At 69.1% G+C, this 13,097-nt stretch carries 7 protein-coding genes; 2 read left to right on the forward strand and 5 right to left on the reverse strand.

Features of this window, described 5'->3' with window-relative positions; translation table 11 throughout:
- Positions 1-49: 49 nt before the first annotated feature.
- The 5 genes from ABDW61_RS15475 to ABDW61_RS15495 all read right to left on the reverse strand — a co-directional run bounded on the left by ABDW61_RS15475 (position 50) and on the right by ABDW61_RS15495 (position 9,771).
- Positions 50-2,629, reverse strand: coding sequence for a glycoside hydrolase family 127 protein (locus tag ABDW61_RS15475; RefSeq protein ID WP_343639871.1), 2,580 nt, complete (start codon positions 2,627-2,629; stop codon positions 50-52).
- A 46-nt stretch (positions 2,630-2,675) separates the two neighbouring features.
- Complete coding sequence (locus tag ABDW61_RS15480) at positions 2,676-4,229, reverse strand: alpha-L-arabinofuranosidase C-terminal domain-containing protein (protein WP_343639872.1); 1,554 nt, start codon at positions 4,227-4,229, stop codon at positions 2,676-2,678.
- 97 nt (positions 4,230-4,326) lie between these two features.
- On the reverse strand, positions 4,327-6,075 hold the full coding sequence (locus tag ABDW61_RS15485) for an IlvD/Edd family dehydratase (protein ID WP_343639873.1): 1,749 nt from the start codon (positions 6,073-6,075) through the stop codon (positions 4,327-4,329).
- Positions 6,076-6,170: 95 nt separating this feature from the next.
- Positions 6,171-7,154: a glycoside hydrolase family 43 protein gene (locus tag ABDW61_RS15490; protein ID WP_343639874.1), complete on the reverse strand. Its 984-nt coding sequence runs from the start codon at positions 7,152-7,154 to the stop codon at positions 6,171-6,173.
- Positions 7,155-7,158: 4 nt separating this feature from the next.
- Positions 7,159-9,771: a TonB-dependent receptor gene (locus ABDW61_RS15495; RefSeq protein WP_343639876.1), complete on the reverse strand. Its 2,613-nt coding sequence runs from the start codon at positions 9,769-9,771 to the stop codon at positions 7,159-7,161.
- Positions 9,772-10,192: 421 nt separating this feature from the next.
- Here ABDW61_RS15495 and ABDW61_RS15500 point away from each other — a divergent pair, with 421 nt between their 5' ends.
- Positions 10,193-10,882, forward strand: coding sequence for a response regulator transcription factor (locus ABDW61_RS15500; protein WP_343639878.1), 690 nt, complete (start codon positions 10,193-10,195; stop codon positions 10,880-10,882).
- An 85-nt stretch (positions 10,883-10,967) separates the two neighbouring features.
- Positions 10,968-13,019, forward strand: a complete 2,052-nt coding sequence (locus tag ABDW61_RS15505) for an ATP-binding protein (RefSeq protein ID WP_343639879.1) — start codon at positions 10,968-10,970, stop codon at positions 13,017-13,019.
- Positions 13,020-13,097: the final 78 nt, after the last annotated feature.

Raw genomic sequence — 13,097 nt, forward strand, 5'->3', positions numbered from 1 at the left:
GGCAGCGGCCCCCGCCTCAACCTTGCGCTTGTCTGTCGTCCCCGGACGCTCAGGGGCGAAGCAGGCGCAGGTCGTAGATTCCGCCCGCGATCGACCCGGGCTCGGCCACCAGCCGCACGCGCAGCGAGCCATCCGCGGGACGTGGCCAGTCCTCGGGCAGCGCGAAGTCGCGGCTGTAGATCTCGGCGCCCGCGGCGCGTTCAGGCGCATCCGCCGCACGCAGCGTGAGCCCGGCCAATTGCCGGTCGTTGATCCAGATCGAGAACCGCCGTCCGTCGTCCAGCGATGAGAAGGCGAGCCGCAGCACGCGCGCCTCCCGCTTCGGATCGTTCAGGCGATAGCTGAGCCACGCGGTCGCATGCCGCCAGCGGCGCCCCTTGTTGAGCCCGGTCTCGACGCCTTCGCCCAGGAAACCGTGATCGCTCTCGGGCTGCTGCTCGCCGGGCGCCACCGCGTCGACCGTGCGCGCCTGCAGCGCGAGGCGCTCACGTTCCTCGCGCGCCAGTTGCTCGCGGCGGGCTCGGGCCTCGGCCGGCGTGCTGTACGGCCAGTACACGACGTAGCGCGAGTCATGCACGCGGAAGAAGGGCTCGAGCAGCAGCTCGCGCGCCGGTGTGCCATCGGCGCTCTGCAGCAGCGCGCCAGCGCTGAAAGTCAGCGAGCGGCCCGCCACCGGCACGAGACGTCCACCGAAGTCGGCCTTGGCGCTGACGAAAAGCGGCGCCTGCGCGAGCGGCACGACAGCGCCGTGCGCAACGTGGTCCATGCGCGCGTCGCCGGCCCGGAACGCCAGCTGCTCATCGGCGATCGGCGCGGTGCGGGCCGCCAGCACGATCGGCCCATGCAGCACCGCGAAGAAGTCCGTGCGCGTGGGCATCGGCTCCAGCGCCGTGCGCATCGGCAGGCGGACCTCGACGACATCGCCCGCGCGCCACTCGCGCGTCAACGCGACATATCCACCGGGCGTGCGCTCGGCGGCGCTCAGCGTCACCGCTTCGCCGTTGAGCTTCACCCGCAACGCGCCGGGGGCGAGCCATCCGGGATGGCGCACCTTGAGCGTGATGCGTGATCCGCGAGGCGCCTCATCGACGACGATCCGCGTCGCCGCCTCGTCGGGAAATCGCGTGTGCTGCGTCACGCGCAGGCCGCGCTCGCGCCAGTCGAGCGAGGAGGCCACGAAGAGGTTGACGAACAGCACCGGCGCGCCGTCCTGGCCCTCGCGCTTGCCCTCGCTCTCGCCGCGCGAGTAGATGAACTGGCCATGCCGTGCGTGGCTCTCCAGCCCGGACCCGACGCAGCACCACATGCCCAGGTCCACCTGCGAGTACACGCGGTAATGGTTCGGCCGCATCGGCGTGAAGTACACGAAGCCGCCGGCCGGGTGCTGCGACGCCAGCACATGGTTGAACAGCGCGCGTTCGTAATAGTCGGCCAAGGCCGCGCGCTCGGCATCGCCGGCCGCGTGCGCATGCAGCAGCTCGGTGAGCTTGAGCATGTTGTAGGTGTTGCAGGTCTCGGGACCTTCCACCTCGTCGACCATCGGCTGGAAGTCGGTCAGCGGATGGAAGTGTTCCCTGACGCTGTTGCCGCCGATGGCCACGCTGCGGCGCTCGCGCACCGTCCGCCAGAAGAAGCGCGCCGGCGCGAGCCAGTCTTCGTCCGCGGCGTCGTGACCGCGTTCCTCGGCGATGCGCGCGAAACCGATCACCTTCGGGATCTGCGTGTTGGCATGCAGGCCGGTGAGCGCGTCACGCCGCTCGCGCAGCGGATCCAGCAGCGCCCGATGCGAGAAGCGCTCAGCGAGCCGCAGGTAGCGCGCGCCGCCGCTCATCGCGGCGATGTCGGCGAAAAGCTCGTTCATGCCGCCATGCTCGGCGCGCATCATGTCCTGCAGCTGCGCGTCGCTCAGCGGTTCCAGCAGCGCCAGCGCCCAGGCGCCGAGGTCGATCAGCATCTCCCGGGCGAGCGGCTCGCCCGTCAGCTGCCAGGCATCGCGCAGACCGGCGAAGGTCTTGTGCAGGTTGTACCAAGGGACCCAGCGTCCATTGACGGAGAAGCTGTCGACCTTGAGCTCGCCGCGCGCGACCTCGCGCCACGCGGCCTTGCCATCGGGAATGCCGCCGAGGTAGCCGTCGCCGTTCGCAAGCTGGCACAGCCGCAGCTCCTTCAGGACCTCGGCCAGACGGCGATGCACGCGTTCATCACCGGTGGACGCGGCCATCATCGCCAGCGCCGACACGTAGTGCCCGCCCATGTGGCCGTCCAGGCCGCTGCTCTCCCAGTTGCCATAGGACGGCTTGGGCAGCGGCAGGCCCGCTTCGCGGCGGAAGGGCGCGAGCAGCCGGTCCGCATCGAGCGCCATGAGATAGCGCAGATCGGCGTCCTGCGCCGCTTTCAACGGTCCGTCGAGCAGCCGCACGCGCGCCAGCGGGAAGCGGCTGGCCGCGGCGGTGCCGGGCCTGGCCGGCCACGCGCCGGTGTTGGTGCTGGTGTTGGCGCCGGCGTCCACAGCGCCGTCGCTGGAGATCAGCGCGCCGAAGGCCGGCCCGCCGACCACGCCAGCCGACGCGGCCGCGGTGCCGCACAGGCATCCTCGAAGGAAGCCGCGCCGTGCGAGGTCGCGTCGCATCAGCTGCCCGCGCGCGCCGCCCGGCTCGAGACGCCGCCACTCATGCTCAGCCCTCCAGCGCGACGACGACGATGGACTTGGGCGGCAGCGGCAGGCTCAGCGCGCCGTCCTTGGCTTGCGCCTCGTAGGCCTTGGGCTTCACGGCGTCCGGCTTGGCGAAGGTGTTCTCGGCATCCATCGCCTCGGCGCTCAGCACCTGGCCGACCGCGCGCGTCGCGGCCGCGCCCTGCACGGCGAGCTTGATCGTCTGCGCCTCACGCGGATGCACGTTGACCAGCGCGAGATACAGCTTCCCATCCTTGCCGCGCGCCGCCGAGGCGCTCACCGCGGGCAGCGACTTGCCGGCCAGCGCGTACTCCGGATTGCCGCTCAGCGCGGCTGGCAGCGAGGTCGCGTCCTGGAAGGGCGTGTACAGCGCGAAGGCGTGATACGTCGGCGTCAGCACCATGCGGGTCTTGTCCGTGTGGATCATGGCCTGCAGCACGTTCACCATCTGCGCGATGTTGGTCATGTGCACGCGGTCCGCATGCGCATGGAACATGTGGAAGTGCAGGGCCGCCAGCACCGCGTCGCGCAGCGTGTTGCGCTGGACCAGGAAGCCCGGGTTGGTGCCCGGCTCCGGGTCGTACCAGCTGCCCCATTCGTCGAGGTAGAGCCCGATGCGCTTGTCCGGATCGTTCCTGTCCAGGATCGCGATGTTGGCGGCGACCGTCTTCTCGAAGTCCTGCGTCGCCGACAGCAGCGAGATCCACTCGTCTTCCTGGAAGCCGGCGGCGGCGCCCTTGCGCTCCCACTTGCCGGTGGGGAACACGTAGTAGTGATGGCCGATCGCGTCGAAGTTGAACTTGATGTTCTGCGTCGACAGCACCTCGGTCCAGCGCGTGTCGTTGGAATTGCCGCCGCTGGCGATGAACTTGGGCCGGTTGTGCTCCGGCGTCTTCAGGAAGGTCGCGACCTGGCGGTACTGGTTGACGTAGTACTCCGGCGTCATGTTGCCGCCGCAGCCCCAGGCCTCGTTGCCCACGGCGAAGTAGCTGACCTTGAACGGCTTGTCGCGGCCGTTCTTGCGGCGCAGCTGCGCCAGCGAGGAGTTGCCCTCGGCCGTCATGTACTCCAGCCACTCGGCCATCTCCTGCGCGCTGCCGGTGCCCAGGTTGCCGTTGACATAGGCCTCGGCGCCGATCTGCTCGACCAGGTCGAAGAACTCGTGCGTGCCCACGGCGTTGTTCTCGGCCACGCCGCCCCAGTGCGTGTTGACCTTGACCGGCCGCTTGCCGCGCGGGCCGATGCCTTCGCGCCAGTGGTACTCGTCGGCAAAGCAGCCGCCGGGCCAGCGCACCAGCGGCACGTGCAGCGCCTTGAGCGCGCCCACCACGTCCTTGCGCCAGCCCCGCACGTTGGGGATCTTCGAGTCGGGACCGACCCACATCCCTTCGTAGATGCCGGTGCCCAGGTGCTCGGCGAACTGACCGTACACGTTGCGGTGGATCACCGGGCCGGGCTTGCCGGCATCGATGCTGAGCTGGATGTCGGCCGCGTGCGCGCTCCAGGCGAGCAGGGCGCCCGTGGCCAGGCCCATGGCCATTCGGTTGAGGGTCATGCTTGTCTCCGGTTGTCGTTGTGATTCCGTTCGGACTCTGCGGTACCGAAACGACGAAGGACCGTCTCCGGTCCTTCGCTGTGATGTCATCGCGCGTTCAGTGCGAGTGCCTGGGCACCGCCGAGCCGCGGCAGCCGCGCAGGAAATCGAAGTCGCAGCCTTCGTCGGCCTGCAGCACGTGCTGGACGTAGAGCTTGCGGTAGCCGCTCTGGTCCGCGGGATCGGGCTGCTGCTTCGCGGCCCAGTCGGCCAGGCGCGCCTGCAGCTCCGCGTCACTGATGTCCAGGTGCAGCCGGTTGGCCGCGCAGTCGAGCTCGATCCAGTCGCCCTCGCGCACCACCGCCAGCGGGCCGCCGGCCTTGGCCTCCGGCGCCACGTGCAGCACCACGGTGCCGTAGGCGGTGCCGCTCATGCGGGCGTCGGAGATGCGGACCATGTCCTTGATGCCCTGCGCCAGCAGCTTGGGCGGCAGGCCCATGTTGCCGACCTCGGCCATGCCGGGATAGCCCATCGGGCCGCAGTTCTTCATGACGAGGATGGAATCGGCGTCGACCTCCAGGTTCGGATCCATGATCCGCGCCTTGTAGTCGTCGAAGTCCTCGAACACGACGGCCCGGCCGCGATGCTGCATCAGCGCGGGCGTCGCCGCCGACGGCTTGAGCACCGCGCCGCGCGGCGCGAGGTTGCCGCGCAGCACGCAGATGCCGCCGTCCTCGATCAGCGGCTTGGCGATGGGGCGGATCACTTCCTCGTCATAGATCGGCGCGTCGTGGCAGTTCTGCCAGAGCGTCTTGCCATTGACGGTCAGCGCGTCCTTGTGCGGCAGCAGGCCGTGCTCGCCCAGCCGGCGCAGCACGCCCGGCAGGCCGCCGGCGTAATAGAACTCTTCCATCAGGAAGCGGCCCGAAGGCAGCAGGTCCACCAGCGTCGGCGTGCCGCGGCCGATGCGGGTCCAGTCCTCGAGCTCCAGCGGCACGCCGATGCGGCCGGCGATCGCCTTCAGGTGGATGACCGCGTTGGTCGAGCCGCCGATCGCGGCGTTGGTGCGGATCGCGTTCTCGAAGGCCTCGCGCGTCAGGATCCTGGACAGGCGCAGGTCCTCCCAGACCATCTCGACGATGCGCATGCCCGACAGATGCGCCAGCACGTAGCGGCGCGCGTCCACCGCCGGGATCGCGGCGTTGTGCGGCAGCGAGGTGCCCAGCGACTCCGCCATGCAGGCCATGGTCGAGGCCGTGCCCATCGTGTTGCAGGTGCCCGCCGAGCGCGAATGGCCCGCCTCGGCCGCGATGAAGTCGTGCATCGAGATCTCGCCGGCCTTGACCTGCTCATGCAGCTGCCAGACGGCGGTGCCCGAGCCGATGTTCTTGCCGCCCAGCTTGCCGTTGAGCATCGGCCCGCCGGTGACGACGATGGTGGGCAGGTCCACGCTGGCCGCCCCCATCAGCAGCGCCGGCGTGGTCTTGTCGCAGCCCACCAGCAGCACGACGGCGTCCATCGGATTGCCGCGGATCGATTCCTCGACGTCCATGCTGGCCAGGTTGCGCGTGAGCATCGCGGTCGGGCGCAGGTTGGACTCGCCGTTGGAGAACACCGGGAATTCCACCGGATAGCCGCCGGCCTCCAGGATGCCCCGCTTCACGTGCTCGGCCAGCTTGCGGAAGTGCGCGTTGCACGGCGTCAGCTCGGACCAGGTGTTGCAGATGCCGATGATCGGCTTGCCCTCGAACTCATGGTCCGGGATGCCCTGGTTCTTCATCCAGGACCGGTACATGAATCCATTCTTGTCCTGCGTCCCGAACCATTCGGCGGAACGCAGCTTGATCTTCTTCTTGGCCTCGGTCATTGCAGGTGTTCGGTGATGTCTCCGTGAGCGATGCTAGGGAGACGGGTGATTCGGATCCAATCAAAACTTCTCGGGTTTCGATATCGGATCGGGTATCAGGCGAGCCCGGCGTCGCCGAAGTCCGGCATGCCGTCCGACGTCCAGCGCAGGCGCTTGATGAAGGTGTGGCGGTCCGGATTCCACAGCGGGTCGCCGACGATCTCGGTGTAGGTGCGGGCGTGATAGACCAGCAGCTCCGTCTGGCCGTCCTCGTCGAGCGCGAAGCTGTTGTGCCCCGGGCCGAACACCGGACGCGTCGGGCTGGTGGTCAGCACCGGCGTCTGCGACTTGGTCCAGCTCGCCGGATCGAGCGGGTCGGCCGACTCGTCCATCCACAGCAGGCCCATCGCGTAGTTCTGATCGGTCGCGCTGGCCGAGTAGCTGATGAACAGCCGCCCGTTCCGATGCAGCACGGAGGGCCCCTCGTTGACGAGGAAGCCGCGGCATTCCCACTCGAACTCCGGCTTGCTCAGCCGCACCGGCTCGCCGCCGAGCTGCCAGGGCGTGCGCATCGGCGCGATGTAGAGGTTGGAGTTGCCGGCGATGGCGTTGTCCTTCTGCGCCCAGAGGTAGTACAGCTGTCCCCGGTGCTCGAAGGTGGTGGCGTCCAGGCAGAAGGTGTCGAGCCCGCTGTCGACCTGGCCCAGGAATTCCCAGTCGCCGGTCATCGGATCGGCCGAGCCGCAGCGCAGCGCATACATGCGGTGCTGGAACAGGCCGCCGACGATCTCGCGGCTCGGCGCCGCGGCGAAGTACACGTACCAGGCGCCCCGGCGCAAGTGCAGCTCCGGGGCCCAGATGAGTTCCGACCAGGGCCCGGTGTCCGGCTTGCGCCAGATCACGCGGGGCTCCGCCGCCGCCAGTTCGCCCCAGCGGCCGGCGGCGCGCAGTTCGATGCGGTCGTACTCCGGCACCGAGGCGGTGAAGAAGTAGCGCGCCCGGCCCGCGCCGTCGACATGGCGCGTGAGGTGCGGATCGGCCCGTTGCAGGATCAGCGGGGCCAGCTCGTGCGCCTCGGGCGCCAAGGTCGGGGCGGTCATCGGATCACAGCTTCCAGCGCAGGCCCAGCGCGACGGTGCGGTCGTAGTAGCGGACATCGCGCACCCGCGACGGGTCCTGGTCGAAGTAGTCGTGGTAGGCCTGGTTCAGCAGGTTGGTCACGTCCAGCGAGACCGTCATCTTCGGCGTGACCTCATAGCCCAGCGACAGGTCCAGGGTCTTGAGCGGCGCGACGTAGAGCTTGCTCTGCGTGCTGCGGTACGGCGCCTCGGCCAGGAACTTGTCGCGCCAGTTGTAGGCCAGGCGCGCATAGATGCCGTTGCGCTCGTACATGCCGACGACGTTGAAGGCGTTCTTCGACTGCCCCAGGAACGGCCCATCGCCCTGCTTGCCGGTCATGAAGGTGTAGTTGACCTCCATGCCGAACCCGCCCAGCCAGCCCGGCAGGAAATCGTAGAACTGGCGGTAGCCCAGCTCGTAGCCATGCAGGTCGGCGGTGGCCACGTTGATCGGCCGCGTCACGTTGTAGGGGACGCCGTTGATCGTCGTCTGGATCGTGTCGGTCGCGACGCGGTTCTTGAACTTGTGCTGGAACACGGTGCCGGTCAGCGAGCCCGTGCGTGCGAAGTACCACTCCAGCGCGACGTCGGTGTTGTTGGACTCGGTCGGCTTGAGCTCCGGATTGCCGCCCGAGAGCGTGCCGAAGATCGTGCCGCCGCCCGGAGGGCTGTTCGTCTGGCCGGGGTTGTACTGGTTGAAGGCCGGCCGTTCAATCGTCTTGCCCCAGACCAGGCGGCCCACCAGACGCGGTGTCAGTTCGGCGCGCAGCGAGAGCGAGGGCAGGGCGTCGGTGCGGGACGTGTCCACCAGCACCGGGGTGATCTCGTTGGTGGCGGCGTCCTTGGAGTTGCCGCGCAGCGTCTGCTGGGTACGCACCCAGCGCACGCCCGCGACGCCGGAGACCGGCACGCCCAGCGCATCGAAGCCGAACTTCAGCCGGCCATAGATCGAGCTGGTCTTCTCCGTGTCGTTGAACAGCGTCATCGGGTCGTAGGGCGTCAGCGCGGTGCTGCCCGTCAGCATCTGACGGAAGGCCTCGCCGTTGTCGAGCAGCCAGTCCCGCGACGCGAAGACATATCGCTTGACGCCGAAGTCGCCGGACGTGGGCTGCGCCACCTCATAGAGGCCGGGGAAGTTGGTCAGCGTCTGACCGGCTGCCGGGAAGGTGGTCGTCCACGGCATGCTGGTGCCGATCGACATCGCGTCGCGCTTGGCCAGCCGCACGCCGGTGCTGAACTCCTTGAAGAAGCCGTCGCCCAGGTCGTAGTCGGCGTCGCCGCGCCAGTCGGTGGCGCGGCCTTCGCGGCGGCCGCGCACGTCGACCCCGCCATTGATGTGGAAGTTCGCCGCGTCGGTCAGGTCCAGGTTCGGGTAGTCGATGAAGCCGCCGCCGTCGCGCACCGCCGCCACGGTACTGGTGGGGTTGTAGCCCGTGTCCAGGATGCGGTTGACCCAGTCGATCTGGCTGCGGGTGCGGACCAGCTCGGTGCTGAGCTTGAGGCGCTCATTGACGCGCCAGTTGCCGCCCAGCGCCAGTTGGTTGTTGCTGGCCTCGTCATGCTTGGCCTGGGTCGAGGTGAATCCCCAGCCCGGATAGTTGGTATTGACCGCGGTGTCCAGGTTGTCCGTGCCGGGCCGGGTGGTGATCACCGTGCCGGGCGCGGGGCGCCAGACGCCGGCGTCATTGATCATGCCGATGCCGCCGACGAGGAAGGACTGCTGGTAGCGATGGTCGATCCGGGTGCCGAAGCCCTCGAGGTAGACCTCCGACTCCGTGCTGGGCTTCCATTGCAGCGCGAAGTTCCCCGCCAGGCGCTTGCGATCGCCGAGGTCCAGCACGCGGCCCATCGCGTCGGTGCCCTTGACCGGGTCGGCGCGGCCGTCGACGACGATGGATTGCGGATCGCCGACAAAGGCGCGCTCATCGTGGTACTTGCCGCGCTGGTAGGACAGCCCGATCAGGGCGCCCATGTCGCCCAGGTCGGTCTTCCAGCGGTTCGACGCCATGCCGGAGACGTCGGGGTTGTTGGACTTGGCCTTGTCGCGATGTTCCCCGCGCGCCGAGATGACCAGTTGCGCATCCTTGAAGTCGAAGGGGCGGTTGGTGCGCACGTCGATGACGCCGGCCGTGCCGCCCTCGGGCAGCGCGGCTTCCTGCGTCTTGTAGACGTCGATGCGCTTGAGCATCGTCGCCGGCACGTCCGCCAGATAGAGGCTGCGGCTGGAGTCGGAGAAGAACTCGCGCCCGTTGAGCAGCGTCGTGACCCCGCCCAGGCCGCGGATGATCACGGTGCCGGCCTCGCCATTGCCGCGCTGGATCTGCACGCCGGTGACGCGGCCCAGGATCTCGGCCACGTTCTTGTCGGGGAACTTGCCGATGTCCTCGGCCACGATGGAATCGACCACCTGGTCCGAGTTCTGCTTGATCGTCTGCGCCGACTCGGCCGAGCGCCGCATGCCGGTCACGACCACCGTCTCGAGCTGGCTGTCGTCCTTCTTCTTTTCCTCGGGGGCTTGCTGGGCCTGGGCGCCGGTGATCAGGCCCAGGACGGTGGCGGCAGCCGCGGTGCCGCGCAAGGCGAATGGAATATGGCTCATGTTGTCTCCGTCGTTTTTCTGGCTGGTCGATCCGGCTGGACCCGGATGACGCCCACAACCCCCGCAGGGTTGTTGATCGAGCGGAGCTGATGCTAGGAAGACGACCGATTCGAGGCCAATCACATTTTCCGGATGTGCAATGCCAAATCCGAAATCAGGGCAGGCCCGAATTTTCTTTTTTATCGTGTTTCACGCGGTTTCAAGCAAGGAACTGGGGAAGGACGCGAGCGGCGCTCACACCCACAATCAGCTTGGCAACATGTAGTCACAAGTGTTTCTAAGTCGGGCCGTTCGGCTTCCCCCTGAAGAGGGGGCGACGCAAGTGACCATCGGCCTATCATGCGAGCCTTCTCCGGCGGGTAGTAAAGGGTGACGACAGCCGAGCCGGAGAGCATCGGCGAGTCAAAAGAAGGGAGGCCCTATGGAAGCAGTGTCCGTTGTCCGTACTTTCGAGTCGGTCGGGAATGGTGGCTACGTGATGCCGGCGGTCAAGCGCCGGGTGTTGCTGGTCGACGACCATGAACTGGTGCGCGCGGGGATCCGCACGCTGTACCAGACCCTGGACGAGATCGACATCGAATGGGTGGAAGCCTCGTCGCTGCAAGAGGGTCTGCAGGCCTACGGTCACGGCGGCGCGGTCGACGCGGTGCTGCTGGACCTGAACCTGGGCGACTGCAAGGGCCTGCAAGGGCTGCGGCAGTTCATGGAAACCTTCCCCGAGGCGCGCGTGGTCGTCTTCAGCGGCACGCAGGACGAATTCGTCGTCCGCCAGGCGCGGGCGCTGGGTGCGGTGGGCTACCTGCCCAAGGGTGCGCTGATGGCCGAGATGCGCAGCACGCTGCGCGCCCTGCTGGCCGAGGGGCCGCGCCACCGTGCGGCGCAGGCGGGCTCGCTGTTCCCGCGCTTCCCGTCGTCGGCGATGTACGACCGCGTGGCCGAACTGGGCCCGCGCCACCTGGAAATCCTGGAGCTGGTCCTGTCGGGCTGCAGCAACCAGGAGATCAGCAACTCCACGCAACTGTCGCTGGGCACGGTGAAGAACTACGTGTCGTCGCTGCTGCTGGCGCTGGACGTCAAGTCACGCTCGCACATGATCAGCCTGTTCCGCTGACGGAGTGGCCACGGTTCACCGCGGCGGCGACCGCGGGGCGAGGGGGCCTGCGGCCCCCGACACCACCTTTGCGCCGACCGAGATCATGATCGACTCGCCGGACGTCCCTGACGTGCCGGCGAGTGCCATTTCGGGCATCGCTCCTTCCTCCGCGACCCACGCCATCGGCAGCGCGGCGCCGGATCCGGCGACTGTCGACGCCGCCTCGCCGTTGCCGGCCGATGCCGAGCCGTCCGGGGACGCGGCCTCGCCGCCCTCGCAGCGGAACGGCGAACCGCCTCCCGCACCGCCGCCGCGGACACGGCGCGCCAAGCGCCCGCCGCGTCCGGGACTGTTCGTCGCCGTCGCCGGCCCGACGCCGGACACCGACGAATCGATGCAGGAAGGCCAGCGCCGCGAGCGCCGCGCGATCGCGCGCCGCCTGCAGGATGCCGGCTTCGAAGAAGCCTGGAGCCATTGGCCCTCGCTGCTCGGCGCGGTGGCCGCGCCGCTGGTGTCGGCGCTGCTGCGCGGGATGCCGACGCCGGGGCTGATCGCGTGGATCGTCAGCGTCATCGCGCTGGCGGCGGGCTGCGTCTTCACCGCGCGCTCCCTCTCGCACCGGGCCGCGCCGCGCGCCCATGAACACCGCGGTCCCGCGCTCTTCAGCGACCGCGAGGGCCGCCGCCTGCTGGTCCTGCAGGCCGCCGGCTGTCTGGGCCTGCTGTGCCTGCACCCCTGGCTCGCGGAGTCGCCGGGGTCGCGCGGCCTGCTCACCGGCCCGCTGCTCGCCGCCGCCGCCGCGGTGATCGGCGTGCTGCTGGCGCCGATGGGGCGCTGGTCGGCGGTCATCGCGCTGCTGCCGGCGTCCGAGGGGCTGGCCCGCCTGTTCGACCCCGCCGCCCGGCCCGGCGCCGGCCCGGTCTGGTTCCTGGCCGCGGCGGTCATCGGCGGGCTCGCGCTGCTGGAGCACCACCGCTGGCAACGCGCCAAGCGCCTGCTGATGGAGCAGGACCTGCACGTCAGCACACTGGAGCACGACCGCGACGGCGCCATCCGCGCGGACCAGGAGAAGAGCCGCTTCCTGGCCATCGCCAGCCACGACCTGCGCCAGCCGGTGCATGCGCTGGGCCTGTTCGCCGCGAGCCTGGAACGCCGCCTGCAGGGCACCGAGGAAGAGCCGCTGATCCGCAACGTCATGCGCTCGATCGAGGGTCTGGAGCGCTCCTTCAACGCGATGCTGGACATCTCGCGCCTGGACGCGGGCACGGTCGATCCGAACCTGCAGCATTTCCCGCTGCGCGACCTGTTCCGGCGCCTGCACATGCATTACGCCGGCCAGGCGGAGGCCTCGGGGCTGGGGCTGCGCTTCTCCCCGGGCGGCAAGTCGGTCACCAGCGACCCGCAACTGCTCGAGCGCATCCTGGGCAACCTGATCCAGAACGCGCTGAAGTACACGGAGGAGGGCGGCGTGGTGGTGGTGGCGCGCTCCACCTCGACGCATCTGAATCTGGAAGTCTGGGATACCGGCATCGGCATCAAGGCCACCGACCTGCCGCGGATCTTCGCGGAGTTCTATCAGGTCGGTCAGAGCGAGCGCAGCCGCACCCAGGGACTGGGCATGGGGCTGGCGATCGTCAAGCGGCTGGCGCACCTGCTGGGCTACCGGCTGATGGTCGCGTCGCGGCCGGGCAAGGGGACGATGTTCCGGCTCAGCATCCCGCTGGGCGGCCTGCCGGAGATCCCGGAGTTCACCACCGCCGCCGACACCGTGCCGATGCCGGTGATGGAGCCCCGCTCGGTGCTGGTCATCGACGACGAGGAGTCGATCCGCATCGGCCTGAAGCTGCTGCTGGAGGAATGGGGCTACGAGGCCATCGTGGCGGCGACGGCGGTGGAGGCGGCGGATGCGGTCCGGGCGCGCGTGCTGCCGCCCGACCTGATCCTGTCCGACCTGCATCTGGGCGACGGCCCGGACGGCATCGCGGCGATCCGCGCGGTGCGCGCCTTCTGCGGCACCGACGTGCCGGCGATCCTGGTCACCGGCGACACCAGCCGGGAGGAACTGCGCCGCGCCACCGAGAGCGGTCACACGGTGCTCTTCAAGCCGCTGCAGCCGCGCAAGCTGTTCAACGCGCTGCGCGGCATGGTCTCCTGAGCGGCGGGCGAGCATCGCGCGATCCGCGCGGCGGGCACGCCCGGGCACGGCGGTGGCCCCTACAGTCACGGGTTCTTC

The organism is Roseateles sp. (assembly GCF_039595595.1).
In the GTDB taxonomy this organism is placed as follows: Bacteria; Pseudomonadota; Gammaproteobacteria; order Burkholderiales; family Burkholderiaceae_C; genus Roseateles.